This is a genomic window from Leclercia sp. LSNIH3 (genome assembly GCF_002935105.1).
Classification (GTDB): Bacteria; Pseudomonadota; Gammaproteobacteria; order Enterobacterales; family Enterobacteriaceae; genus Enterobacter; species Enterobacter adecarboxylatus.
Map to the genome: position 1 here is coordinate 3,013,347 of NZ_CP026387.1, position 25,530 is coordinate 3,038,876.

The 25,530-nt window shown below is 55.4% G+C and carries 25 protein-coding genes and 1 tRNA gene; 16 read left to right on the forward strand and 10 right to left on the reverse strand.

The window, feature by feature from the left end:
* Positions 1-90 precede the first annotated feature (90 nt).
* On the reverse strand, positions 91-1,437 hold the full coding sequence (gene argG, locus C3F35_RS14680) for an argininosuccinate synthase (protein ID WP_103792788.1): 1,347 nt from the start codon (positions 1,435-1,437) through the stop codon (positions 91-93).
* 286 nt (positions 1,438-1,723) lie between these two features.
* Between argG and C3F35_RS14685 the strand changes: the two genes are divergently transcribed.
* The 12 genes from C3F35_RS14685 (at position 1,724) to mtr (ending at position 15,418) form a co-directional block, all read left to right on the forward strand.
* Positions 1,724-1,800: transfer RNA gene (locus C3F35_RS14685), tRNA-Met, on the forward strand.
* Between the two features lie 207 nt (positions 1,801-2,007).
* A complete protein-coding gene (gene rimP, locus C3F35_RS14690; protein ID WP_032614627.1) occupies positions 2,008-2,460 on the forward strand; it encodes a ribosome maturation factor RimP in 453 nt (150 codons plus the stop codon).
* Positions 2,461-2,487: 27 nt separating this feature from the next.
* Positions 2,488-3,975: a transcription termination factor NusA gene (gene nusA / locus C3F35_RS14695; protein WP_032614421.1), complete on the forward strand. Its 1,488-nt coding sequence runs from the start codon at positions 2,488-2,490 to the stop codon at positions 3,973-3,975.
* 24 nt (positions 3,976-3,999) lie between these two features.
* Entirely contained in the window at positions 4,000-6,696 is a 2,697-nt protein-coding gene (gene infB / locus C3F35_RS14700; RefSeq protein WP_032614419.1) for a translation initiation factor IF-2, read from the forward strand.
* Positions 6,697-6,799: 103 nt separating this feature from the next.
* The gene (gene rbfA / locus C3F35_RS14705; protein ID WP_059307112.1) at positions 6,800-7,201 is read left to right on the forward strand and encodes a 30S ribosome-binding factor RbfA; all 402 of its coding nucleotides are present in this window, start codon (positions 6,800-6,802) and stop codon (positions 7,199-7,201) included.
* Positions 7,201-8,145, forward strand: a complete 945-nt coding sequence (gene truB / locus C3F35_RS14710) for a tRNA pseudouridine(55) synthase TruB (RefSeq protein WP_103792789.1) — start codon at positions 7,201-7,203, stop codon at positions 8,143-8,145. Before rbfA ends, truB begins: the two co-directional genes overlap by 1 nt.
* Before the next feature lie 151 nt (positions 8,146-8,296).
* Entirely contained in the window at positions 8,297-8,566 is a 270-nt protein-coding gene (rpsO, locus tag C3F35_RS14715) for a 30S ribosomal protein S15 (protein WP_032614416.1), read from the forward strand.
* A 241-nt stretch (positions 8,567-8,807) separates the two neighbouring features.
* Complete coding sequence (pnp, locus tag C3F35_RS14720; protein WP_077226313.1) at positions 8,808-10,940, forward strand: polyribonucleotide nucleotidyltransferase; 2,133 nt, start codon at positions 8,808-8,810, stop codon at positions 10,938-10,940.
* Between the two features lie 110 nt (positions 10,941-11,050).
* Entirely contained in the window at positions 11,051-11,935 is an 885-nt protein-coding gene (nlpI, locus tag C3F35_RS14725; RefSeq protein ID WP_032614411.1) for a lipoprotein NlpI, read from the forward strand.
* Positions 11,936-12,041: 106 nt separating this feature from the next.
* Complete coding sequence (yrbN, locus tag C3F35_RS14730) at positions 12,042-12,122, forward strand: protein YrbN (protein WP_098946273.1); 81 nt, start codon at positions 12,042-12,044, stop codon at positions 12,120-12,122.
* Positions 12,115-14,031, forward strand: coding sequence for a DEAD/DEAH family ATP-dependent RNA helicase (locus C3F35_RS14735; RefSeq protein ID WP_032614409.1), 1,917 nt, complete (start codon positions 12,115-12,117; stop codon positions 14,029-14,031). The genes yrbN and C3F35_RS14735 overlap by 8 nt, the downstream gene beginning before the upstream one ends.
* Before the next feature lie 142 nt (positions 14,032-14,173).
* The gene (gene mtr, locus C3F35_RS14740; protein WP_077226314.1) at positions 14,174-15,418 is read left to right on the forward strand and encodes a tryptophan permease; all 1,245 of its coding nucleotides are present in this window, start codon (positions 14,174-14,176) and stop codon (positions 15,416-15,418) included.
* Between the two features lie 75 nt (positions 15,419-15,493).
* On the opposite strand, the gene C3F35_RS14745 is transcribed toward mtr, so the two are convergent.
* From C3F35_RS14745 to ubiU, 3 genes are all read right to left on the reverse strand, one after another.
* The gene (locus C3F35_RS14745; RefSeq protein WP_032614405.1) at positions 15,494-16,501 is read right to left on the reverse strand and encodes a luciferase-like monooxygenase; all 1,008 of its coding nucleotides are present in this window, start codon (positions 16,499-16,501) and stop codon (positions 15,494-15,496) included.
* Between the two features lie 88 nt (positions 16,502-16,589).
* Positions 16,590-17,468, reverse strand: a complete 879-nt coding sequence (locus tag C3F35_RS14750) for a U32 family peptidase (RefSeq protein WP_103792790.1) — start codon at positions 17,466-17,468, stop codon at positions 16,590-16,592.
* An 8-nt stretch (positions 17,469-17,476) separates the two neighbouring features.
* Positions 17,477-18,472, reverse strand: coding sequence for a ubiquinone anaerobic biosynthesis protein UbiU (gene ubiU, locus C3F35_RS14755; protein WP_032614401.1), 996 nt, complete (start codon positions 18,470-18,472; stop codon positions 17,477-17,479).
* Between the two features lie 221 nt (positions 18,473-18,693).
* Here ubiU and ubiT point away from each other — a divergent pair, with 221 nt between their 5' ends.
* Both ubiT and C3F35_RS14765 read left to right on the forward strand, forming a co-directional pair.
* Positions 18,694-19,218 carry a ubiquinone anaerobic biosynthesis accessory factor UbiT gene (gene ubiT / locus C3F35_RS14760; RefSeq protein ID WP_059307117.1) on the forward strand — a complete coding sequence of 175 codons (525 nt, stop codon included), beginning with the start codon at positions 18,694-18,696 and terminating at the stop codon, positions 19,216-19,218.
* Positions 19,212-19,715, forward strand: a complete 504-nt coding sequence (locus C3F35_RS14765; protein ID WP_032614397.1) for a GNAT family N-acetyltransferase — start codon at positions 19,212-19,214, stop codon at positions 19,713-19,715. The genes ubiT and C3F35_RS14765 overlap by 7 nt, the downstream gene beginning before the upstream one ends.
* Here C3F35_RS14765 and C3F35_RS14770 read toward each other — a convergent pair.
* Positions 19,702-20,001, reverse strand: coding sequence for a GIY-YIG nuclease family protein (locus C3F35_RS14770; RefSeq protein ID WP_059307118.1), 300 nt, complete (start codon positions 19,999-20,001; stop codon positions 19,702-19,704). The two genes, C3F35_RS14765 and C3F35_RS14770, sit on opposite strands and share 14 nt — an antisense overlap.
* Positions 20,002-20,056: 55 nt before the next feature.
* On the opposite strand from C3F35_RS14770, the gene C3F35_RS14775 reads away from it, so the two are divergent.
* On the forward strand, positions 20,057-20,485 hold the full coding sequence (locus tag C3F35_RS14775; protein WP_032614393.1) for a YhbP family protein: 429 nt from the start codon (positions 20,057-20,059) through the stop codon (positions 20,483-20,485).
* On the opposite strand, the gene C3F35_RS14780 is transcribed toward C3F35_RS14775, so the two are convergent.
* Entirely contained in the window at positions 20,471-20,989 is a 519-nt protein-coding gene (locus C3F35_RS14780; RefSeq protein ID WP_032614390.1) for a type 1 glutamine amidotransferase domain-containing protein, read from the reverse strand. The genes C3F35_RS14775 and C3F35_RS14780 overlap by 15 nt on opposite strands.
* A gap of 126 nt (positions 20,990-21,115) precedes the next feature.
* Between C3F35_RS14780 and C3F35_RS14785 the strand changes: the two genes are divergently transcribed.
* Positions 21,116-21,760 carry an NAD(P)H-binding protein gene (locus tag C3F35_RS14785; RefSeq protein ID WP_059307119.1) on the forward strand — a complete coding sequence of 215 codons (645 nt, stop codon included), beginning with the start codon at positions 21,116-21,118 and terminating at the stop codon, positions 21,758-21,760.
* Between the two features lie 37 nt (positions 21,761-21,797).
* Here C3F35_RS14785 and dolP read toward each other — a convergent pair whose 3' ends face one another.
* From dolP to C3F35_RS14800, 4 genes are read right to left on the reverse strand one after another with little or no spacing between them, the layout of a single operon-like run.
* Positions 21,798-22,373 (reverse strand): division/outer membrane stress-associated lipid-binding lipoprotein, encoded by a 576-nt coding sequence (dolP, locus tag C3F35_RS14790; protein ID WP_032614388.1) that lies wholly within the window; start codon positions 22,371-22,373, stop codon positions 21,798-21,800.
* 9 nt (positions 22,374-22,382) lie between these two features.
* A complete protein-coding gene (gene diaA, locus C3F35_RS26840; RefSeq protein ID WP_032614385.1) occupies positions 22,383-22,973 on the reverse strand; it encodes a DnaA initiator-associating protein DiaA in 591 nt (196 codons plus the stop codon).
* A gap of 21 nt (positions 22,974-22,994) precedes the next feature.
* Complete coding sequence (locus C3F35_RS26845; RefSeq protein WP_032614383.1) at positions 22,995-23,390, reverse strand: YraN family protein; 396 nt, start codon at positions 23,388-23,390, stop codon at positions 22,995-22,997.
* Positions 23,348-25,498, reverse strand: a complete 2,151-nt coding sequence (locus tag C3F35_RS14800) for a penicillin-binding protein activator (RefSeq protein WP_103792791.1) — start codon at positions 25,496-25,498, stop codon at positions 23,348-23,350. The genes C3F35_RS26845 and C3F35_RS14800 overlap by 43 nt, the downstream gene beginning before the upstream one ends.
* Positions 25,499-25,530 lie beyond the last annotated feature (32 nt).

Consider the following 25,530-nt stretch of genomic DNA (forward strand, 5'->3'; position numbering starts at 1 on the left):
TTTGCCCGCCAGCGTGATGCTTGCCGGAACTACGAAACCTCAGAAACAAAAAAGGCGCCCTCAGGCGCCTTTTGCATTTCGGTACAGCGATTACTGCTTATCGCTGTTTTCCAGATTCTCAACCTGCGGCAGACCATTACCTGTTGAGACAGAGAGCAGGCCATTCTCGGTATAGGTGAACAGCTTGGCACGGGTATCGGTGATATCCAGGTTACGCATGGTCAGCTGGCCGATACGATCGTCAGGCGAGAAGACGGAATCGCCTTTCTCCATGGTCAGACGCTCTGGCTGGTAGGTCAGGTTGTCAGACACGGTGTTCAGAATGGAGTAGTCATTGCCACGACGCAGCTCCAGGGTCACTTCACCTGTAATGGCGCTAGCTACCCAACGCTGCAGGGCATCACGCAGCATCAGTGCCTGCGGATCGAACCAGCGGCCCTGATACAGCAGTTTGCCCAACTGACGGCCATGGGAGTGATACTGCTCGATGGTGTCTTCGTTATGAATACCGGTCAGCAGACGCTCGTAAGCGATGTGCAGCAGCGCCATCCCCGGGGCTTCATAGATGCCACGGCTCTTGGCTTCGATGATACGGTTTTCAATCTGATCGCTCATTCCCAGACCGTGACGCCCGCCGATGCGGTTGGCTTCCAGCATCAGTTCCACATCGTCAGAGAAGGTCTGGCCATTCAGGGTAACCGGGTGGCCGCGTTCAAAACGCACGGTCACTTCTTCCGCCTGGATTTTGACGTTTTCGTCCCAGAACTTCACGCCCATGATTGGGTTAACGATCTTCACGCTGGAGTTCAGGAACTCCAGGTCTTTTGCTTCGTGTGTCGCACCCAGCATGTTGGAGTCGGTAGAGTAGGCTTTCTCGACTGACATTTTGTAGTCAAAGCCGCAGGCGATCATAAATTCGGACATTTCGTGACGGCCGCCCAGCTCGTCGATAAAGTCAGTGTCCAGCCACGGCTTGTAGATCTGCAGTTCGGCATTGGTCAGCAGGCCATAACGGTAAAAACGTTCGATGTCGTTGCCTTTATAGGTGCTACCATCACCCCAGATGTTGACGCCGTCGTCTTTCATGGCGGCAACCAGCATAGTGCCGGTAACCGCACGGCCCAGCGGGGTAGTGTTGAAATAGGTCAGACCGCCGGTGGTATTATGGAAAGCGCCACACTGAATGGCAGCAATACCTTCGGCAACCAGCTGCTTACGGCAGTCAATCAGGCGTGCGTTCTCTGCACCGTACTCCATGGCACGACGAGGGATCGCTTCATAATCGTCCTCATCTGGCTGACCCAGGTTCGCAGTATATGCATAAGGAACCGCTCCCTTCTGGCGCATCCACAGCAGTGCAGCGCTGGTATCCAGGCCGCCTGAAAAAGCGATGCCAATACGTTGTCCTTGCGGAAGATGCTTGAGAATCGTCGTCATAAAATAAAACCCTGCTTGATTGACTGATGAGTGATCGCTTTCACCCTAAATGCATTTTTATGCAGAATAAGTGAGTTTTCATTTAATCATCTTTTGGCAAGTACCGAAAGAGATTCGTGTATTTTTTGTAAAAATTTCCCGCCTTAATCGCTGCGGTTAGCAGGGTTGACAGAGGGGGCGCGCTATCAATATACTAAACGCCGATTTTACGTCCCGTCCTCGGTACCAAATCCCAGCATTATTTGCATTTTTTACCCACAGAGAGTAGAATTTGCCACGTTTCAGGCGCGGGGTGGAGCAGCCTGGTAGCTCGTCGGGCTCATAACCCGAAGGTCGTCGGTTCAAATCCGGCCCCCGCAACCACTTTCCTATAAAGTCCTTTTTCAAATATACTGTGAAGACTTAGCGCCTTCGTAGCTGGATTTGAAAAAATTCTTTTTGAAAGTGCTCCAGGCCACTGTTGTGGCTATAGGGTTCAGTTATCTAAAGCCCCGATTTATCGGGGTTTTTTGTTATCTGACTACAGAATAACTGGGCTTTATGCCCTTTTTTTACGTCTTGGGGGTGGGCTTGTCCACATTAGACCAAAAATTAACAGAGATGATTAAAGCACCAGTCGAAGCACTGGGCTACGAACTGGTCGGCATCGAATTCATTCGCAGCCGTACATCCACGCTGCGCATCTATATTGATAGTGAAGATGGCATCAATGTTGATGATTGTGCTGATGTTAGCCACCAGGTGAGTGCGGTTCTTGATGTTGAAGATCCTATTACCGTCGCCTATAACCTGGAAGTTTCCTCGCCTGGTCTGCATCGCCCGCTGTTTACTGCTGAACACTACACCCACTACATTGGTGAAGAAGCGGCTATCGTCCTGCGTATGGCTGTACAAAACCGCCGTAAATGGCAGGGCGTTATTAAGGCCGTTGACGGTGAGATGATCACAGTAACAGTCGAAGGCAAAGATGAAGTGTTCGCGCTGAGTAATATCCAGAAGGCGAACCTGGTTCCCCACTTTTAACAGTCTGGATGAGGTGAAAAGCCCGCGATGAACAAAGAAATTTTGGCTGTTGTTGAAGCCGTCTCCAACGAAAAATCACTGCCGCGTGAAAAGATTTTCGAAGCGCTGGAAAGTGCACTGGCTACGGCAACCAAGAAAAAATACGAGCAAGAGATCGATGTTCGTGTAGAAATCGATCGCAAGAGCGGCGACTTCGATACTTTCCGTCGTTGGGTTATCGTGGAAGAAGTGACCCAGCCAACGAAAGAGATCACTCTCGAAGCGGCACGTTACGAAGATGAGAGCCTGAACATCGACGATTACGTTGAAGATCAGATCGAATCTGTCACCTTCGACCGTATCACCACCCAGACTGCTAAACAGGTTATCGTACAGAAAGTTCGTGAAGCTGAGCGCGCTATGGTCGTTGACCAGTTCCGCGAGCATGAAGGTGAGATCATCACGGGCGTGGTGAAGAAAGTTAACCGCGACAACATCTCCCTGGATCTGGGTAACAACGCTGAAGCAGTGATTCTGCGTGAAGATATGCTGCCACGTGAGAACTTCCGTCCGGGTGACCGTATTCGCGGCGTACTCTATTCCGTGCGTCCAGAAGCGCGTGGCGCTCAGCTGTTCGTGACCCGTTCTAAACCTGAAATGCTGATCGAACTGTTCCGCATTGAAGTGCCAGAAATTGGCGAAGAAGTGATCGAGATTAAAGCCGCTGCCCGCGATCCGGGTTCCCGTGCGAAAATCGCGGTGAAAACCAACGACAAGCGTATCGACCCTGTTGGTGCTTGCGTCGGTATGCGTGGCGCGCGTGTTCAGGCAGTTTCGACTGAACTGGGCGGCGAGCGTATTGATATCGTTCTGTGGGACGACAACCCGGCGCAGTTCGTGATCAACGCGATGGCACCGGCTGATGTTGCGTCTATCGTGGTAGACGAAGACAAGCACACCATGGATATCGCCGTAGAAGCAGGCAATCTGGCGCAGGCTATCGGCCGTAACGGTCAGAACGTCCGCCTGGCTTCACAGCTGAGCGGCTGGGAACTCAACGTAATGACCGTTGATGACCTGCAGGCTAAGCATCAGGCTGAAGCCCATGCGGCCATTGATACCTTCACTAAGCATCTGGACATTGACGAAGATTTCGCCACCGTTCTGGTTGAAGAAGGTTTCTCAACGCTGGAAGAACTGGCCTATGTGCCAATGAAAGAACTGCTGGAAATCGACGGCCTGGATGAAGCCACCGTTGAAGCCCTGCGTGACCGCGCTAAAAACGCACTGACCACCCTGGCACTGGCTCAGGAAGAAAGCCTTGGTGATAACAAGCCGGCTGATGACCTGCTGAATCTGGAAGGTCTTGATCGTGCGATTGCGTTCAAGCTGGCTGCCCGTGGTGTTTGTACGCTGGAAGATCTCGCTGAACAAGGCGTTGATGACCTGGCTGATATCGAAGGTTTAACCGACGAGAAAGCCGGCGAGCTCATCATGGCCGCACGTAATATTTGCTGGTTCGGCGACGAAGCGTAATAAACTGTAGCAGGAAGGAACAGCATGACTGATGTAACTGTAAAAACGCTGGCTGCTGAAATTCAGACTTCCGTGGACCGCCTGGTACAGCAATTTGCTGATGCAGGGATCCCGAAGTCTGCTGATGACTCAGTGACCGCGCAAGAGAAACAAACTTTATTATCGCACCTGAACCGTGAACACGGCTCGGCGCCTGATAAACTGACGTTACAGCGTAAAACGCGCAGTACGTTAAATGTTCCTGGTACCGGTGGAAAAAGCAAATCGGTACAAATCGAAGTCCGCAAGACACGCACCTTTGTAAAACGTGATCCGCAAGAGGCTGAACGCCTTGCCGCGGAAGAGCAGGCGCAGCGTGAAGCGGAAGAACAAGCTCAGCGTGAGGCGGAAGCAACCGCCAAACGTGAGGCAGAATTAAAAGCTGAACGTGAGGCCGCAGAAAAAGCGAAGCGCGATGCCAGTGAAAAAGCGAAGCGTGACGCTGCGGAAAAAGACAAAGTGAGCAATCAACAGACTGACGAAATGACCAAAACTGCCCAGACGGAAAAAGCCCGTCGTGAAAATGAAGCTGCCGAGCTGAAGCGTAAAGCCGAAGAAGAAGCTCGTCGCAAGCTGGAAGAAGACGCACGTCGTGTTGCTGAAGAAGCACGTCGTATGGCAGAAGAAAACGCAGGTGTTTGGGCTGAGCAAGAGAAAGCGAAAGGTGATGAGGATAAGAGCGATTATCACGTCACCACTTCTCAGCATGCGCGCCAGGCCGAAGACGAAAACGACCGTGAGGTTGAAGGTGGTCGTGGCCGTACCCGCACTGCATCAAAAGCTGCCCGTCCTCAGAAGAAGGGTAATAAACACGCCGAATCTAAAGCCGATCGCGAAGAAGCGCGTGCCGCGGGTCGCGGTGGTAAAGGTGGCAAGCGTAAAGGTTCCGCTCTGCAGCAAGGCTTCCAGAAGCCAGCTCAGGCCGTTAACCGTGACGTTATCATCGGTGAAACCATCACTGTTGGCGAACTGGCAAACAAGATGGCCGTTAAAGGTTCTCAGGTCATCAAAGCGATGATGAAGCTGGGCGCGATGGCGACCATCAACCAGGTTATCGACCAGGAAACCGCACAGCTGGTTGCCGAAGAGATGGGCCACAAAGTTATCCTGCGTCGTGAAAACGAGCTGGAAGAAGCGGTAATGAGCGACCGTGACACGGGCGCAGCCGCTGAGCCGCGCGCACCGGTTGTGACCATCATGGGTCACGTTGACCACGGTAAAACCTCTCTGCTGGACTACATTCGTTCCACGAAAGTGGCCTCCGGCGAAGCAGGCGGCATTACCCAGCACATCGGTGCCTACCACGTAGAAACCGACAATGGGATGATCACCTTCCTGGATACCCCGGGCCACGCCGCGTTTACCTCTATGCGTGCTCGTGGTGCGCAGGCGACGGATATCGTTGTTCTGGTGGTTGCAGCAGACGATGGCGTGATGCCGCAGACTATCGAAGCTATCCAGCACGCGAAAGCGGCGCAGGTGCCTCTGGTCGTTGCAGTGAACAAAATCGATAAGCCAGAAGCGGATATGGATCGCGTTAAAAACGAACTGTCCCAGTACGGTGTTATGCCAGAAGAGTGGGGCGGCGAGTCTCAGTTCATCCCGGTTTCTGCAAAAGTGGGTACCGGTATTGATGACCTGCTGAACGCTATCCTGCTGCAGGCTGAAGTTCTGGAGCTGAAAGCGGTTCGCAATGGTATGGCGAGCGGTGCGGTGATCGAATCCTTCCTGGATAAAGGTCGTGGCCCGGTTGCGACTGTTCTGGTACGTGAAGGTACCCTGAACAAAGGCGACATCGTGCTGTGTGGCTTCGAATATGGCCGTGTTCGTGCAATGCGTGACGAACTGGGTCGCGAAGTACTGGAAGCAGGTCCGTCCATTCCTGTGGAAATCCTCGGTCTGTCCGGTGTTCCGGCTGCCGGTGATGAAGTGACCGTTGTTCGTGACGAGAAGAAAGCGCGTGAAGTTGCGCTGTACCGTCAGGGCAAATTCCGTGAAGTTAAACTGGCTCGTCAGCAGAAATCTAAACTCGAGAACATGTTTGCCAACATGACCGAAGGCGAAGTTCACGAAGTGAACGTCGTTCTGAAGGCAGACGTGCAGGGTTCTGTGGAAGCGATCTCTGACTCTTTACTGAAACTGTCTACCGACGAAGTGAAAGTGAAGATCATCGGTTCTGGCGTAGGTGGTATCACCGAAACCGACGCAACCCTGGCTGCAGCGTCCAACGCGATTCTGGTTGGCTTCAACGTCCGTGCCGATGCTTCTGCGCGTCGCGTGATCGAATCAGAAAGCCTGGATCTCCGCTACTACTCCGTCATCTATCACCTGATCGACGAAGTGAAAGCGGCAATGAGCGGTATGCTGTCTCCAGAGCTGAAACAGCAGATCATCGGTCTGGCTGAAGTACGTGACGTGTTCAAATCACCGAAATTCGGTGCGATCGCGGGCTGTATGGTTACCGAAGGCAACATTAAGCGTCACAACCCAATCCGCGTTCTGCGTGACAACGTGGTTATCTATGAAGGCGAGCTGGAATCCCTGCGCCGCTTCAAAGATGACGTTAACGAAGTCCGTAACGGCATGGAATGTGGTATCGGCGTGAAGAACTACAACGACGTTCGCGTAGGCGATATGATCGAAGTGTTCGAGATCATCGAGATCCAACGCAGCATCGACTAATCCCCTGCGGATCAGTCCACATGTAAGCCGGGATCGCCTCGCGCCACCCGGCAAGAATTATCAAAAGGGGCTAAAAGCCCCTTTTTTGTCTGGAGAATTTATTATGGCGAAAGAATTTGGTCGCCCGCAGCGCGTAGCTCAGGAGATGCAAAAAGAGATCGCAATCATCCTGCAGCGCGAAATTAAAGATCCACGTCTGGGCATGATGACGACGGTATCTGGTGTAGAAGTGTCCCGCGATCTGGCCTATGCCAAAGTGTTTGTGACCTTCCTGAATGACCAGGACGAAGCGGCAGTTAAGCTGGGCATCAAAGCCCTGCAGGATGCCTCTGGTTTTATCCGCTCTCTGCTGGGCAAAGCTATGCGCCTGCGTATCGTGCCGGAACTGACCTTCTTCTATGACAACTCACTGGTTGAAGGGATGCGCATGTCCAACCTGGTCACCAGCGTGGTGAAGCAGGATGATGAGCGTCGTGTGAACCCGGACGATAACAAGGAGGACTAATGAGTCGTCCTCGTCGTCGCGGTCGCGACGTACACGGCGTGCTGCTACTGGATAAGCACCAGGGTGCTTCCAGCAACGACGTGCTGCAAAAGGTTAAGCGTATTTATAACGCGAACCGTGCCGGACATACCGGCGCGCTGGATCCGCTGGCGACCGGGATGTTGCCGGTTTGCCTGGGTGAAGCGACGAAGTTTTCCCAGTATCTGCTGGATTCCGACAAACGCTACCGCGTGATTGCCAGGCTGGGCCAGCGCACGGACACCTCCGATGCGGATGGCCAGGTGGTCGAAGAACGTCCGGTGGCGTTCAGCGCTGAACAGCTTGCGGCTGCGCTGGAGAGTTTCCGCGGCGACACCCAGCAGGTGCCGTCGATGTATTCAGCACTGAAATACCAGGGCAAAAAACTCTACGAGTACGCGCGCCAGGGTATTGAGGTGCCACGCGAAGCCCGCCCGATTACGGTGTATGAACTGCTGTTCATTCGCCACGAAGGGGATGAGCTGGAGCTGGAAGTTCACTGCTCAAAAGGCACTTACATCCGTACCATCATTGACGACCTGGGTGAGAAACTGGGTTGTGGCGCGCACGTGATTTATCTGCGCCGTCTGGCGGTGAGTAAATACCCGGCAGAACGGATGGTGACGCTGGAGCAGCTCCAGGCGCTGGTTGAGCAGGCCCAGGAGCAAGGTATTGATGCTGCCGATTTGCTGGATCCGCTGCTGATGCCTATGGACAGTCCAGCTTCGGACTATCCGGTGGTCAATCTGCCGCTGATCTCGTCCGTTTACTTTAAAAACGGCAACCCGGTGCGCACCACTGGCGTCCCTCACCAGGGGTTAGTGCGTGTGACGGAAGGCGATGACAATACCTTTATCGGCATGGGCGAAATTGACGACGAAGGTCGTGTTGCACCACGCCGTCTGGTGGTCGAATATCCGGCATAACTGACGCCTCACCTTGCGATAAGCAGGGGAGGCGGGTAGAATATTGCCGCTTAACGTCTGGTAAATTGTTTAACAATTGGCAAGCGTTATACATGGGATAGCTGAATTAGAGATCGGCATCCTTTCATTCTTTATACTTTGGAGTTTTAAAATGTCTCTAAGCGTTGAAGCTAAAGCTAAAATCGTTTCTGAGTTTGGTCGTGATGCTAACGACAGCGGTTCTACCGAAGTTCAGGTTGCACTGCTGACTGCACAGATTAACCACCTGCAGGGTCACTTTGCAGAGCACAAAAAAGATCACCACAGCCGTCGTGGTCTGCTGCGCATGGTTTCTCAGCGTCGTAAACTGCTCGACTACCTGAAGCGTAAAGATGTTGCACGCTACACCGCGCTGATCGAGCGTCTGGGTCTGCGTCGCTAAGTCTTGCGAGTTTCAGAAAAGGGGGCCTTATGGCCCCTTTTTTCAACCAGACCGCAGCAATTCACTGGAAACTAATGTATTGTTGCTATAAATGATCTTCATTGCAGAGGTTCGCGCGGCTAATGAGAGGCTTCACCCATGGGGGTGTCGGTTGTCATTAGTCGCGAGGATGCGAAGAAGGTCCGGTTAAACGTCAGCACGCCTCTGGTGTGCTGTCATTCATTTAAGAAAGGACAGAATCTTGCTGAATCCGATCGTTCGTAAATTCCAGTACGGTCAGCATACCGTCACGCTGGAAACCGGCATGATGGCGCGTCAGGCCACTGCTGCTGTTATGGTAAGCATGGATGACACCGCGGTATTCGTAACCGTGGTTGGCCAGAAAAAAGCAAAACCAGGTCAGGACTTCTTCCCACTGACCGTTAACTACCAGGAGCGTACCTACGCTGCCGGTAAAATCCCGGGTGGTTTCTTCCGTCGTGAAGGCCGTCCAAGCGAAGGCGAAACCCTGATTGCGCGTCTGATTGACCGCCCGGTTCGCCCGCTGTTCCCGGAAGGCTTCGTTAACGAAGTTCAGGTTATCGCCACCGTTGTTTCCGTTAACCCACAGGTTAACCCGGACATCGTTGCGATGATCGGCGCATCTGCAGCCCTGTCTCTGTCTGGTATTCCATTCAACGGTCCAATCGGTTCTGCTCGCGTAGGTTACATCAACGACCAGTACGTTCTGAACCCAACTCAGGACGAGCTGAAAGAGAGCAAGCTGGACCTGGTTGTTGCCGGTACCGAAGCTGCGGTACTGATGGTTGAATCCGAAGCAGAACTGCTGAGCGAAGACCAGATGCTGGGCGCGGTGGTGTTTGGCCACGAGCAGCAGCAGATCGTTATCCAGAACATCAACGACCTGGTGAAAGAAGCCGGTAAACCACGTTGGGACTGGCAGCCAGAAGCGGTTAACGAAGCGCTGAACGCGCGCGTTGCTGCACTGGCTGAATCTCGTCTGAGCGATGCTTACCGCATCACCGACAAGCAGGAGCGTTATGCTCAGGTTGACGTCATCAAATCTGAAACCATCGCTACGCTGGTGGCAGAAGATGACTCCCTGGACGCTAACGAACTGAGCGAAATTCTGCACGCGATCGAGAAAAACGTTGTTCGTAGCCGCGTTCTGGCAGGCGAGCCACGTATCGATGGCCGTGAAAAAGACATGATCCGTGGTCTGGATGTGCGTACTGGCGTGCTGCCACGTACTCACGGTTCCGCACTGTTCACCCGTGGTGAAACTCAGGCGCTGGTAACTGCGACCCTGGGTACTGCCCGTGACGCACAGAACATCGACGAACTGATGGGCGAGCGCACTGACAGCTTCCTGTTCCACTACAACTTCCCTCCGTACTCCGTGGGTGAGACCGGTATGGTTGGCTCGCCGAAGCGTCGTGAAATTGGTCACGGTCGTCTGGCGAAGCGCGGCGTTCTGGCTGTTATGCCAGATGCTGATAAATTCCCGTACACCGTTCGCGTGGTTTCTGAAATCACCGAATCTAACGGCTCCTCTTCTATGGCTTCCGTGTGTGGTGCTTCTCTGGCACTGATGGACGCGGGTGTTCCGGTGAAAGCAGCTGTTGCGGGTATCGCGATGGGTCTGGTGAAAGAAGGCGACAACTATGTTGTTCTGTCTGACATCCTGGGCGACGAAGATCACCTGGGTGATATGGACTTCAAAGTTGCGGGTTCCCGCGAAGGTATCTCTGCCCTGCAGATGGATATCAAAATTGAAGGCATCACCAAAGAGATCATGCACGCTGCGCTGAACCAGGCGAAAGGTGCACGTCTGCACATCCTGAGCGTGATGGAACAGGCGATTAACGCGCCACGTGGCGACATTTCTCAGTTCGCACCACGTATCCACACCATCAAGATCAGCCCGGACAAGATCAAAGACGTTATCGGTAAAGGCGGTTCCGTTATCCGTGCTCTGACCGAAGAGACCGGCACCACCATCGAAATCGAAGATGACGGTACTGTGAAGATCGCAGCGACCGACGGTGAGAAAGCGAAATTCGCTATCCGTCGTATCGAAGAGATCACCGCAGAGATCGAAGTGGGCCGTATCTATAGCGGTAAAGTGACCCGTATCGTTGACTTTGGCGCATTCGTTGCCATCGGTGGCGGTAAAGAAGGTCTGGTACACATCTCTCAGATCGCTGACAAGCGCGTTGAGAAAGTGACCGATTACCTGCAGATGGGTCAGGAAGTTCCGGTTAAAGTTCTGGAAGTTGACCGCCAGGGCCGTATCCGTCTGAGCATTAAAGAAGCGACCGAGCAGTCATCTGCCGCTGCACCGGAAGCTCCGGCAGCAGAACAGGGCGAGTAAGGTTGCCGTTTGCCCTCCGCGTAAGCGGGGGGCTTGTTATCAGGCAGGACGCCTTGTTGAGCCGCCGGGGGACAGGACGTTCATCCAATAGTTGTCTTCGGGAGTGGGAAATGAAGCCTTTTCTGCGCTGGTGTTTCGTTGCGACAGCTTTGACGCTGGCAGGATGCAGCAACTCTGCCTGGCGTAAAAGTGAAGTCCTCGCAGTGCCACTGCAACCGACTTTGCAGCAGGAAGTGATTCTGGCACGCATGGAACAAATTCTTGCCAGTCGGGCTTTAACCGATGACGAACGCGCACAGCTTTTATATGAGCGCGGAGTGTTGTATGATAGTCTCGGTCTGAGGGCACTAGCGCGAAACGATTTTTCACAAGCGTTGGCGATCCGACCGGATATGCCTGAAGTATTCAATTACTTAGGTATTTATTTAACGCAGGCAGGCAATTTTGATGCTGCCTATGAAGCGTTTGATTCTGTACTTGAGCTTGATCCAACTTACAACTACGCGCACTTGAATCGCGGGATCGCCCTGTATTACGGCGGTCGTGACAAGTTAGCGCAAGATGATCTGCTGGCGTTTTATCAAGACGATCCTAACGATCCTTTCCGTAGCCTGTGGCTTTACATTGTTGAGCAGAAGCTCGATGCAAAGCAGGCCAAAGACGCGTTAAACCAACGCTTCGAAAAATCGGACAAGGAGCAGTGGGGATGGAATATTGTCGAGTTCTACCTGGGCAACATCAGCGAAGCAACGCTGATGGAAAGGCTCAAGGCAGACGCAACGGATAACACCTCGCTCGCTGAGCATCTCAGTGAAACCAACTTCTATTTAGGTAAGTACTACCTAAGTCTGGGGGATATGGACAGCGCTACGGCACTGTTCAAATTAGCGGTTGCTAACAACGTACACAACTATGTTGAGCACCGTTATGCATTGTTGGAATTATCGCTCTTGGGCCAGGAGCACGACGACCTGGCAGAATCGGACCAGCAATAGCTGACGACATAAACATCAGCCCGTAATCTTTTGATTGCCATCATCTTAACCGGTGAGGGCGTTGTTGTTCGTCAATACACCTACTTTGAGCCGGTTCACACTTTCAATGAAAATTACCGAAAATTTTCACGATGAGTTATGTAGACTGGCCGCCATTAATATCGAGGCACTTGTACTACATGGCTGAATTCGAAACCACTTTTGCAGATCTGGGCCTGAAGGCTCCTATCCTTGAATCCCTTAACGATCTGGGTTACGAAAAACCATCTCCGATCCAGGCAGAGTGTATCCCACATCTGCTCTCTGGTCGTGACGTGCTGGGCATGGCCCAGACTGGTAGCGGTAAAACTGCAGCGTTCTCGCTGCCGCTGCTGAACAACATTGATCCTGACCTGCGCGCGCCGCAGATCCTCGTACTCGCTCCGACCCGTGAACTGGCTGTTCAGGTTGCGGAAGCGATGACTGAATTCTCTAAACATATGCGCGGCGTAAACGTGGTTGCCCTGTACGGCGGCCAGCGTTATGACGTGCAGTTACGCGCCCTGCGTCAAGGCCCACAGATCGTCGTCGGTACGCCGGGTCGTCTGCTGGATCACCTGAAACGCGGTACGCTGGATCTCTCTAAACTGAGCGGTCTGGTACTGGATGAAGCTGACGAAATGCTCCGCATGGGCTTCATCGAAGACGTAGAAACCATCATGGCGCAGATCCCGGAAGGTCATCAGACCGCTCTGTTCTCTGCAACCATGCCAGAAGCGATCCGTCGTATTACCCGTCGCTTCATGAAGGATCCGCAGGAAGTGCGTATCCAGTCCAGCGTAACCACGCGCCCGGACATCAGCCAGAGCTACTGGTCTGTATACGGTATGCGTAAAAACGAAGCGCTGGTGCGTTTCCTGGAAGCAGAAGATTTTGATGCGGCGATCATCTTCGTTCGTACCAAAAATGCGACCCTGGAAGTGGCTGAAGCCCTGGAACGTAGCGGCTACAACAGCGCCGCGCTGAATGGCGACATGAACCAGGCCCTGCGTGAGCAGACTCTGGAGCGTCTGAAAGACGGTCGTCTGGATATCCTGATTGCAACCGACGTGGCAGCACGTGGTCTGGACGTTGAGCGTATCAGCCTGGTTGTTAACTACGACATCCCGATGGACTCTGAGTCTTACGTTCACCGTATCGGCCGTACCGGTCGTGCAGGTCGTGCGGGTCGTGCGCTGCTGTTCGTTGAGAACCGCGAGCGTCGTCTGCTGCGTAACATCGAACGCACCATGAAGCTGACCATTCCAGAAGCCGACCTGCCTAACGCAGATCTGCTGGGCAAACGCCGTCTGGAAAAATTCGCCGCGAAAGTACAGCAGCAGCTGGAAAGCAGCGACCTGGATCAGTACCGTGCGCTGCTGGCGCAGATCCAGCCAACCGCTGAAGGCGAAGAGCTGGATATGGAAACGCTGGCTGCCGCTCTGCTGAAGATGGCTCAGGGCGAACGTAGCCTGATCGTGCCACCTGATGCGCCAATGCGTCCTAAGCGTGAATTCCGTGACCGTGACGATCGTTTCGAACGTCGTGGCGACCGCAACGATCGTGGCCCACGTGGCGACCGTCCAGAGCGTGGTGGTGAAGACCGTCCACGTCGCGAACGTCGTGACGCAGGCGAAATGGAACTGTACCGCATTGAAGTGGGCCGTGATGATGGCGTTGAAGTTCGTCACATCGTTGGTGCTATCGCTAACGAAGGCGACATCAGCAGCCGTTACATTGGTAACATCAAGCTGTTTGGTTCCCACTCTACCATTGAGCTGCCAAAAGGCATGCCGGGCGAAGTACTGCAGCACTTTACTCGCACCCGCATCCTGAACAAGCCGATGAACATGCAGCTGCTGGGTGATGCTCAGCCACGCCCGGACCGTGGTCCACGTCGTGATGGCGATCGTCCTGCTGGCCGTGGTTTCGGTGGCGGCGAACGTCGTGAAGGCGGTCGTGGTCCTCGTCGTGAAGGCGCTGCGCCAGGTGCAGGTCGTTTCAGCGGTGAGCGCCGTGAAAGCCGTGGCCCACGTCGCGAAGATGGCAGTGCTCCTGCCCGTCGCCGTGACGCGTAAGCCTTACGCTTCAGTCGTAAAGTAAAATATACAGCCCCGATATTGTTATCGGGGCTTTTTTTATTCCCTTTGTACTACTGTACTGGTACAGTGCAGCACATTAAGATGCAGGTCCCAAATTATTGACTGGAGAAAAGGCTGTATGGCGACACTAACCACCACCCAAACGTCACCCTCACTGCTTGGCGGTGTGGTGATCATCGGCGGTACCATTATCGGCGCAGGGATGTTCTCTCTGCCGGTGGTGATGTCCGGGGCGTGGTTCTTCTGGTCGCTGGCGGCGCTGATCTTCACCTGGTTCTGTATGCTGCACTCTGGCCTGATGATCCTCGAAGCTAACCTGAACTACCGCATTGGTTCGAGCTTTGACACTATTACCCGCGACTTGCTCGGCAAGCGCTGGAACATCGTCAACGGCATCTCGATTGCCTTTGTGCTCTACATTCTGACCTACGCCTATATCTCGGCAAGCGGTTCGATTCTGCACCACACCTTCTCGGAGATGTCTCTGGACGTGCCTGCGCGGCTGGCGGGGCTGTGCTTCGCGCTGGGCGTGGCGTTTATCGTCTGGATGAGCACCAAAGCGGTGAGCCGCATGACGGCCATTGTGCTGGGCGCGAAAGTCATTACTTTTTTCCTGACCTTCGGCAGCCTGCTGGGGCACGTTACGCCTGCGACGCTGTTTAATGTGGCGGAGAGCAATACCTCGTACTCTCCCTATCTGCTGATGACACTGCCGTTCTGCCTGGCGTCGTTTGGCTATCACGGCAACGTGCCGAGCCTGATGAAGTACTACGGCAAAGATCCGCGCACCATTACCCGCTGCCTGGTCTATGGCACGCTGCTGGCGCTGGGGCTGTATGTGATCTGGCTGCTGGGAACCATGGGCAACATCCCTCGCCCGGAATTCATCGGCATTGCGCAGAAGGGCGGTAACATCGATGTGCTGGTGCAGGCTCTGAGCGGGGTGCTGAACAGCCGCAGTCTGGATCTGCTACTGGTGATTTTCTCTAATTTTGCTGTGGCCAGCTCTTTCCTCGGCGTGACACTGGGTCTGTTTGATTATCTGGCCGATCTTTGTGGCTTTGATGATTCCGCGCTGGGCCGTCTGAAAACCGCGCTGCTGACCTTCCTGCCACCGGTCATTGGTGGCCTGCTGTGGCCGAACGGTTTCCTGTATGCCATTGGCTATGCAGGGCTGGCGGCAACCATCTGGGCGGCGATTGTGCCTGCGCTGCTGGCACGTAAATCACGTAAACGTTTCGGTAGCCCAAAATTCCGCGTCTGGGGCGGCAAACCGATGATTGCTTTGATTCTGGTATTCGGGATGGGTAACGCCCTGGTACACGTACTGTCTAGCTTTAATCTGTTGCCTGTTTACCAGTAACGCTCCTCACTCCTCTCCCAAAGGGAGAGGGAGATGATCCTAGGCCGGGCAGGCGTAGCGCCGCCCGGCAAAAAATTACCCCACGAGTTCCTCTTTCACCTGCATCGCCAGATCGAACGAATGCAATCGCGCCTGGTGATCGAAAATCTGGCCATTCACCATGATCTCGTCGGCCTGGGTTTCACGCAGCACCGCTTCCAGTCCATGGCGGACTTTCGCTTTATCACCCACCAGCGACATGCTCAGCGCCTGCTGGACGCCATACTGCTCTGAAGCGGACCACAGCTGATGCATATTCTCCACCGGCGGTGGCAGTTGCCCTGTTTCGCCGCGGCGTAGCTTCATAAACGCCTGCTGCATGGAGGTAAACAGGAACTCCGCATCGCGGTTGCTGTCAGCGGCAATGATATTGATACACACCATCGCGTACGGTTTTTCGAGCCGTGATGAGGGTTTGAAGTTGGTGCGATAAAGATGCAGCGCCTGGTGCAGCATATCCGGCGCAAAGTGTGAGGCGAAGGCAAACGGCAGCCCGAGTTGCGCGGCCAGTTGGGCGCTGTACAGGCTGGAACCCAACAGCCAGACCGGGATCTGCTCCCCGTAACCCGGCACAGGGCGTACCTGTGGGTTCGGGTCATGCGCGTCGAACCAGGCCACCAGTTCCGCCACATCGCGCGGGAAGTTGTCGATATCGCCACCCATATGACGGCGCAACGCGCGCATGGTGGGCTGATCGCTGCCCGGCGCACGGCCCAGCCCCAGATCGATTCGGCCAGGGTAGAGGGTATTCAGGGTGCCAAACTGTTCGGCAATCACCAGCGGAGAATGGTTCGGCAGCATCACGCCGCCCGAGCCTAAATGGAGGGTAGTGGTATTGGCTGCCAGATAGCCGAGCAGCACCGAGGTGGCCGCACTGGCGATCCCAACCATGTTGTGGTGCTCCGCCAGCCAGTAGCGATGATAGCCGCGCTGTTCAGCCAGGCGAGCGAGATCCAGAGAGTGGGTAAACGCTTCCCGGGCCGAGGAGCCTTCAGGTATCGGCGCCAGGTCCAGCACCGAAAACGGAATGGATTTATCAGTCATAACAGCTCACTTTGTCGACGGTGAATCTTTAATACTGCATCAAAATTTAATAACCGTTGTTAACAAAGTGAGCTTTTACATTTCATCTTTACGCCTGCAGCTCCAGCCCGGCCAGCCGTCGCCAGTAGCCGTTGCACTCGCTGTTTGCCGTCAGCGGCAGCGGGGCAGCGCCCTGCTCGTTGGCGCGGAAGGCGTCAATCATGGCGAAGGTTTCCTTGCCCAGCGGCGACAGACGCACCATATCCACCAGCCCTTGCATCGACGCCAGTTCGTTACCGAGGTTATAAACGTACCCGCTCATGGTCTGAATTCCGTTCAGGACAAACACCTGCTGATTCTCCTGCGACAGCATGCTGCGCCCGTTCGGGTATTTGATGCAGCAGGTCTCGCATTCATCCTTCGGCAGGTTCTCTGAGCGTGCGGTAAAGCAGCGAGCGGAGTATGCCAGCGGCAGATGGCCATAGCTGAGTACTTCTACTTCAAACTGATTGCGGATCCCCAGTTCGTCACACTGCGCCAGTATGTTGACCAGCCAGTCACGGGAAAGCTCCACCGGCATACACCAGCGCGTCATGCCCTGTTTAAGCAGCAGACGCAGGGTTACGGCGTTGTAGCAGTTCAACGCATGCCCGGCAACAAAAGGCAGTTTGCGCTCGGCGCACAGGTTCACCACGCCGAGGTCGCTGGCTTCCAGCAGAAACTCGCCGTTATCCACGTAGCGTTTCAGCTCGTTCAGTTCAGACGAGGCCTGTACCAGCGCCAGGGTGGAGAGCACCACCTGTTTGCCGCTGCCCACCAGGCTTTTTGCCATATCCAGCCAGTCACCCACTTTAGTGGCCCGGCGCTTACTGCATACCGCCTCACCGAGATAAATCACATCGGCCTGGCTGGTTGCGGCCTGCTGGTAAAAATCTTCCAGCGTCTCTTTTGACCAGTAATAGAGCACCGGTCCTAATGAATATTTCATGCGTTATCTCACTGCCATTTACGGTGATACGCGCCCAGCGTGGTCTGAGTGCCTTCGGACATTGCGCCCAGGGTCTCCATCCATGCGGGCTGCGGGGCATATTGCTTGGGATCCGCCATGCAGCGATCGATCGCCTGGCGCCACACTTTTGCCACCTGGCTGACGTAAGCCGGGCTGCGCTGGCGACCTTCGATTTTTACCGAGGCAATATTGGCGGCCAGCAGTTCCGGCAAAAGCGCCAGGGTATTGAGGCTGGTAGGCTCTTCCAGCGCATGATAGCGCTCGCCATCTACCAGATAGCGGCCTTTACACAGCGTCGGATAACCCGCGTTTTCGCCGTCCTGATAACGGTCAATCAGCACCTCGTTCAGACGCGACTCCAGCCCCTGGGGAGTTTGTTGCCAGCGCACGAAGCGGGCTGGCGAGCAGGCCCCCACGGTGTTAGGGGATTCGCCGGTTAAGTAGGAGGAGAGGTAGCAGCGACCTTCGGCCATAATGCACAGGCTGCCAAAGGCAAAAACTTCCAGCGGAACTGGCGTGACGCGCGCCAGTTGCTTAACCTGATGAATAGAAAGCACCCGTGGCAGCACCACGCGCGCAACGTCGAAGTGACGATGATAAAAGCGAATGGCTTCTTCATTGGTGGCCGATGCCTGAACCGAGACATGGCGCTCAATATGGGGATAGCGTTCGGCGGCATACTCCAGCATGGCGAGGTCGGCAAGGATCAGCGCATCGGCGCCCAGCTGTGCCGCCATATCCACCGCACGCTGCCAGCGTTGATAGCCGTCGGGGTGGGCAAAGGTATTAATGGCGATGTGCAGCTTGCGGCGGTGCTGGTGCACGAAGCTCACCGCTTCCTGTAGCTTTTTCTCAGTAAAATTGAGACCAGCGAAGTGACGGGCATTGGTATCGTCCTTCAGCCCGATATAAACCGCATCGGCGCCGTTTTCGATGGCCGCCTTAAGCGCCGGTAGATTTCCAGCAGGGCAGAGCAGCTCCATAATTTATCCTGACGTTCGCAGCCCCAGAGGGATGCAAAATTGTTATCGAGCAGCGATTTTAGTTAACCATCCGGCGACAATTTTTGATTTAAGGCAGCTAATGGCGTATTGATGGCACCAATAATGGATTATGCCGGACGCCAGTTTGTTGATTTACGCCGCTATACCAACGACTGGATATGGCAAAATATCAGGACTATAGATATCAGGGAGTATTGCTCGTGCTGGATAAACTGCGTTCACGTCTCGTACAATTTGGCCCATCGCTGCTGAGCGTGCCGGTGAAGCTGGCGCCCTTTGCGCTGAAGCGCCAGGTGCTGGAGCAGGTACTAAGCTGGCAGTTTCGCCAGGCACTGGCGGAGGGTGAGCTGGAATTTCTGGAAGGACGCTGGTTAAGTATCGAGGTGCGGGACATCGGCCTGCGCTGGTACACTTCCGTTGAAAATGAACAGCTGGTGGTACGTGAATCTGCTGAGGCGGATGTCAGCTTCAGCGCTGACGCCAGCGATCTGCTGATGATCGCGGCGCGTAAACAGGATCCTGACACGCTCTTTTTCCAGCGCCGTCTGGTGATTGAGGGCGATACCGAGTTAGGCCTGTATGTTAAAAACCTGATGGATGCCATTGAACTGGAGCAGATGCCGAAGCCGCTACGCGTGGCGCTGCTGCAACTGGCCGATTTTGTCGAGGCGGGCCTGAAAACGCCGCCGGAAAGTAAACACACTTCTGTAGGTGAGCCATGTTGATTCGAGTAGAGATTGGGATCGATGCGCCGGGTATTGATGCCTTATTACGCCGGGCCTTCGACGGAGACGGTGAAGCGCAACTGGTTCAGGACCTTCGTGAAGATGGCCTGATTACCCTGGGCCTGGTGGCTACGGACGATGAGGGGCAGGTTGTAGGCTACGTCGCCTTTAGCCCGGTCACCGTGCAGGGCGAAGAGTTGCAGTGGGTCGGCATGGCACCGCTGGCGGTGGATGAAAACTACCGCGGCCAGGGCCTGGCGCGTCAGCTGGTCTACGAAGGGCTGGATTCACTCAACGAGTTTGGCTATGCCGCGGTGGTCACGCTGGGCGATCCGGCGTTCTACAGCCGTTTAGGCTTCGAGAAAGCAGCGCATTACGATCTGCGCTGCCGCTGGCCGGGCACCGAGTCGGCTTTCCAGCTGCACGGTCTGGCAGACGATGCGCTTAACGGCGTCAGCGGCCTGGTCGAATACCACGACCACTTCAACCGCTTTTAATAAGCGGCGTTTGCAGGCTCTCCCGTAGCGCCTCAAAGGTTCCATCCCCACTGACGAGGCGCTCTTTCTGGCGCTTCGTCAGCTGTTTGATCCGGTACTCCAGCCGTAGCGCCAGCGACCGATCCCCCACGACGGCGGAAAACGCCAGCGTCAGTTCTCCTTTGCCGCGTAACGCCTTCGCCCCTTTTCCTGTCTGATGTTGCAGGAAGCGGCGCGGGACATCGGTAGTGATCCCCGTATAGAGCGCATTATCAGCAGTTCGAACCAGATAGAGAAACCAGCACACGGCGAAAGATTCAGTATGTTAAGGTGAACGCACCTTAGCACGAGAGAGAAGCGAAATGGAAACTCTGGCCGCTATCAACCGCTGGCTGGCGAAGCAGCATGTGGTCACCTGGTGTGTGCATCATGACGATGAGCTGTGGTGCGCCAATGCCTTTTACTACTACGATCCGCAGCGGGTAGCGTTCTATGTCTTAAGCGAAGATAAAACCCGTCATGCCCAGATGAGCGGCAGGCAGGCCAGGGTCGCGGGCACCGTCAACGGACAGCCAAAGAATGTGGCCTTGATTCGCGGGGTGCAATTTAAAGGGGAGATCCGTCGTCTGGAAGGGGAGGAAAGCGACGCCATGCGTAAGCACTACCTTCGTCGCTTTCCGGTTGCCGCCGCAATGCCAGCTCCCGTATGGGAAATCCGTCTGGATGAACTTAAGTTCACTGACAACACGTTAGGCTTTGGTAAAAAACATCACTGGCTACGCGCCGAGTAAGCGCAGCGCCTCGCGGTTAAACGCGATCAGATCTTCCGGCGTACGGCTGGTGACAAGCTGATCTTTATCAACCACCACCTCCTGATCGTGGAAATCCGCCCCGGCGTTTTTCAGATCAATGGCGATCGATTTCACGCCCGTTAATTTGCGGCCGCGCACCACTTCGGCGCTGATCAGCAGCTGCGGGCCATGGCAAATGGCGAACACCGGTTTGCCAGAATCGACAAAATCACGGGTAAAGGTCACGAAACGCGAGTCGCTGCGCAGTGAATCCGGGGAGTGGCCGCCGGGTAGCAGCAGGGCGTCAAATTCTGCGGGCTGCACTTCGTCGATAGCTTTATCAATGGAAACGCTGGCTTCGCCTTTATGGCCTTTCACCGTTTTTCCCGCCTGTTTTTCGATTGTGATCACCTCATGTCCCGCTTTGCGGAACGCCTCGGCAGGCGAGGTGAATTCTGAATCTTCAAACTCGTCGGTGATCAAGACTGCAATTTTCTTGCTCATGCTTCCTCCGTTGTTTTGGCTTCAGACAGCTTTTTCTTCGCTTGTGGTAAATACTTTGCAATGAGACTACTAAGTGTGGTTGAAGAGCATGAAATCGCATACGGACTAATCTGCAAAGGAGGAATAATGAGTCAGGTTTTAATTACCGGCGCGACTGGTCTTGTGGGTGGGCACCTGCTGCGTATGCTGATTCAGGATCGGAGAGTTAACTATATCGCCGCTCCGACACGTCGCCCGCTGGGGGATATCGAAGGTGTGTTCAATCCACACGATCCGCAGCTAACCGATGCCCTGGCTCAGGTGCAGGATCCGGTGGATACCGTTTTTTGCTGTCTGGGTACCACGCGGCGTGAAGCAGGCAGCAAAGAGGCCTTTATCCATGCCGACTATACCCTGGTGGTGGATACGGCCCTGACCGGCAAACGGCTCGGGGCGAAACATCTGCTGGTGGTCAGTGCGATGGGAGCCAACGCGCACTCGCCGTTCTTCTACAACAAAGTAAAAGGCAAAATGGAAGAGGCCCTGATCGCCCAGAAGTGGGAGCGACTGACCCTCGTGCGGCCCTCAATGTTGCTGGGTGAGCGAGAGAAGCATCGTTTTAGTGAGTCACTGTTTGCGCCGCTGTTTAGCCTGTTGCCCGGCAACTGGAAGTCAGTCGAGGCGCGGGATGTGGCGCAGGTGATGCTGCAGGAGGCGCTGGGTGCGTCGCCGGGTGGCGTCAATATTATTACGTCAGCGAAGATCAGGGAGATGGCGCAGGGGCAAGGCTAATGGCCCTCTGCTGATGGCAGCAGAGGGCAGGGGATAACTACTTCAGATAGGTAAACGCGGTGGTGACGTGTTTCACGCCGCTCACCCGGCTGGCGATATCTGCCGCCGCTTTGCCTTCGCGGTCAGTCACCAGGCCGAGCAGGAACACTTCGCCGTTCTCGGTGGTCACCTTCACGTTAGAGGATTTTACCTGATCGCTACCCAACAGCTGGGAGCGCACTTTCGTGGTGATCCAGGTATCGTTTGAGGCCTCACCCAGGCCAATCGGCTGACCCTGGCGCACTTCATTAAACACCTCAGTGGCGCCCTCTACACCCATCGCGATCTGCTTCGCACGGGCGGCAAGTTCGGTATTTGGCGCCTGGCCTGCCAGCAAGACTTTGCCCTGGTAAGCCGTAACGTTGATGCGCGCTTCTTTCTTAATTTGTTGGTCTTTGGACAGTGCGCTGTTCACGCGCAGTTCCAGGGTGCCGTCATCTACCTGTGTGCCCACGGAACGCGGGTCAGTCGCGGCTTTGGTGCCCACTGCCGCGGTACCCACTACCGCTGCAGCCACACATCCCTGAAGCAGCAGCGCAGAAATAAGGACTGCGAGGGGCGAAAGTGCCTTCATGTATACTCCTTAATCATCCTGGTGAGGGAAAAGCGTGTTATCGATCAGATCGCATAAACAGTTCACCGTCAGCATGTGCATCTCCTGGATGCGGGCGCTGCGGTGAGAAGGAATACGGATCTCAACATCATGAGGACCTAACAGCCCCGCCAGCTCGCCGCCATCGTAACCGGTCAGTGCGACGATGGTCATGTCGCGCGTGACGGCGGCTTCAACGGCTTTGACGATGTCGCGGCTGTTGCCGCGCGTAGAGATAGCCAGCAGCACATCACCGGCGTGTCCTAACGCACGCACCTGTTTGGCATAGATCTCATCATGGAGACGATCGTTAGCAATCGCTGTTAAGACCACGTTATCGGTATTAAGTGCAATGGCAGGTAAGCTGGGACGCTCTGTCTCAAAACGATTAATCATACTGGCAGCAAAATGCTGTGCGTTGGCGGCTGAGGTGCCGTTGCCACAACAGAGGATTTTGTTGCCGTTAAGCAGGGACTGGACCAGCGTCATCGCCGCACGGGAGATGGCGTCCGGCAGCGCTTCTGCCGCTGCGATCTGAGTCTGAATGCTTTCGGTGAAGCAAACCTTAATTCTTTCGAGCACGGTATCCCTTAACGATCTGATTTACGCGTCTGCGCCGAAGGCGTTTTTGAACCATTCGATGGCGTTTCCGGTGAAGGCTACCACATCGAACCGGCAATCCACAGTATCAAAGCTGCCATTATGCCGGGCAAGCCACAACTGGGCGGTGAGTAATAATTTTTGCTGCTTGGCCCGGGTCACACTGGCGGCGGCCCCACCATAATGAGAAGACTGGCGGTAGCGCACCTCGATGAACACGATAGTCGGGCCGTCCTGCATAATAAGGTCAATTTCCCCGCCGCGCGCGCGAACGTTCGCGGCGATAAAGCGCAGTCCTTTGCGCTCAAGCCAGCGACGCGCCTCTGACTCGCGCGCGTCGCCGGTCTGTTTACGGGTTAGCTGGCCGGAACGATCTGTCCTTGCTGGTATTTGAGCCATGATAACTTCCTGTTAATCACGCAGTCCTGAGTGGCGGTGAGATCGCCAGTGTTGCCGTTAAGTTCAAAGCCTGGCACCTGACGCATCTGGGTGAAGTGGTTCGCCAGCGCCCAGGCATCCACGCCCATCGCGTACAGACGCGCCAGCGAGTAGTCGTTACGTACGCTGTTCAACGCCTGCTGCATCAGCGCCGGGTTAGCGCCTGCCAGCATCGGAATTTCGCTGTACTGCAGGCCTTCCATCTCGAGACGGAAGTCCGGGCCAGCGGTGCCCTGTGCGCTGCGCGAGCTGGCATACAGCGACACGCCAGCCTGACTGCCGTTACGCATAGCGATCATCGGTTTGATAAAACCGATCTCTTCGGGGGTGGCGATGATGTAAGCCGCATCGACGTTGCCGCCGCCGCTGATCTGCGCGTCCGTAGGCGGTGCCGGGATAGTCAGGCCGCCAATCGTCACGCCCTGCTGCTGCGGCAGGCTGGACGTGACAGGGCTACCGGTCAGCGCAATACCCGCTCCGCCGTTAACGCCCGCGCGCAGTTCAGCGCTGGAGCCAAATTTTTGCTGCAGAACAATGCCGCCGCCCAACTGTTGCCACTCCTCGGCAAAGGCGGTAGCGACACGATCGCCCAGCTGGCTACGTGGGATCAGCAGCAGAGGCGCCTGCTTCCCTTGCTCGTGGATATGGCGCGCGGCATCGCGGGCTTCGTCTTCTGGCGACAGGGCGAAGTAGCAGACGTTCGGGAGGTTCTGCACCTGCTCCGGCTGGTTGAGGGCCAGCACGTTCAACGGCGTTCTGCTCTTCATCAGCTCTTCGACGTTGTTTTTCAGCAGCGGACCTACGACGATGCTGGCCCCATCCTGCTGCACCTGATTCAGCACCTGGTCGAGCGGTTGGGTGCTGGTGTCATACACTTTCACCTCGGCGGCCGGGTTGGCGATGGCCGTGGTCTGAGGCGCTTGCTCAGTGGCAGGTGCCTGCATCGGATCCTGTACGGAGTCATTCGGTGCGGCGACAGGTTCCGTGGTCTCAGGGGCCTGGGCCGGATCCTGCACGGTGTTATTCGGTGCGGCGACAGGTTCTCGGGTCTGAGGGGCCTGGACCGGATTCTGCATCGTACCTTCCTGCACGGCAACGGGTTGAGCCGTGGTCAGGTCGTTGGTTTCGGCACTGGACGGGCTTACCACATCACCGGCGTTGGCCGCCTGGGCGACCTGAGCGGGAACGGCATTACCCGTGACGGCAGCGGTGCCATTTCTCGCCGCGTCAAAACCCTGCTGGATAGTGCGGCCAAAGACGGCGGCCTGGCCACCCAGCGGCAGCAGTAGGGCAATTTTGCTGGTGGAGGCGGGCTTAAAGTTCTGCACATTGACCAGCTGAGTAGGCAGCAGGGTCGCACCCGGGTTATTCGGGTAGCGGGTCTGCCAGTCTTTGATGCCGGCTTTCAGCATGGTCGGATCGTTGCGGTTATCGAACCAGACGCGCTGCAGATCCAGCCAGCCCTGCAGGACATTTTCGTCGGCATTGATCACGAGGGCATTGGCCTGATCGGGATTCATCGCGGAGAGCGTCTGCCAGGTGGCATCGATATTTTTCTGTTTTTCAGCGCCAGCGAGCAGCGGCTCCTGGGCAATCAGCGCCCGTAGCAGCGTCAGGGAAGGGCGTCCCTGTTCCGCGGCAATGCCGGCCTGCCAGAAACGCGCCTGCTGGTTTTTATCCAGCGTACTGATGTCGATATTTCCGAGGATCTTTTTCGCCCCGGCCACATCGTTCTGCGCAATTTTCAGTTCAGCGGCCAGCAGTGTCTGCTCGCGGCGCTGCGTCTCGCTCAGATCCTGCGGCAACTGGTTAAACAGATCGGCGGCGTGCTGGGTTTTACCTTCTTTCAGCAGTGCACGAATGGCGAGTAATTGCCAGTTGATCCGGGTATCATCTGAGCTTTGCTCCATCTGGTGCAGATAAAAACCGGAGTCAGCCTGCGCTGTACCCTCCATATGGGCAGCACTTTGATCGGGCGCCTGCGTACCACAGCCAGCAAAGATCAGGGCTGCCAGCACCAGCGGAAGGCTGCGCGTGACTTTATTATGAAGAAACGTTAAGGGTACCATACTGTATCCAGTGATATTTTTTACGCAATGCT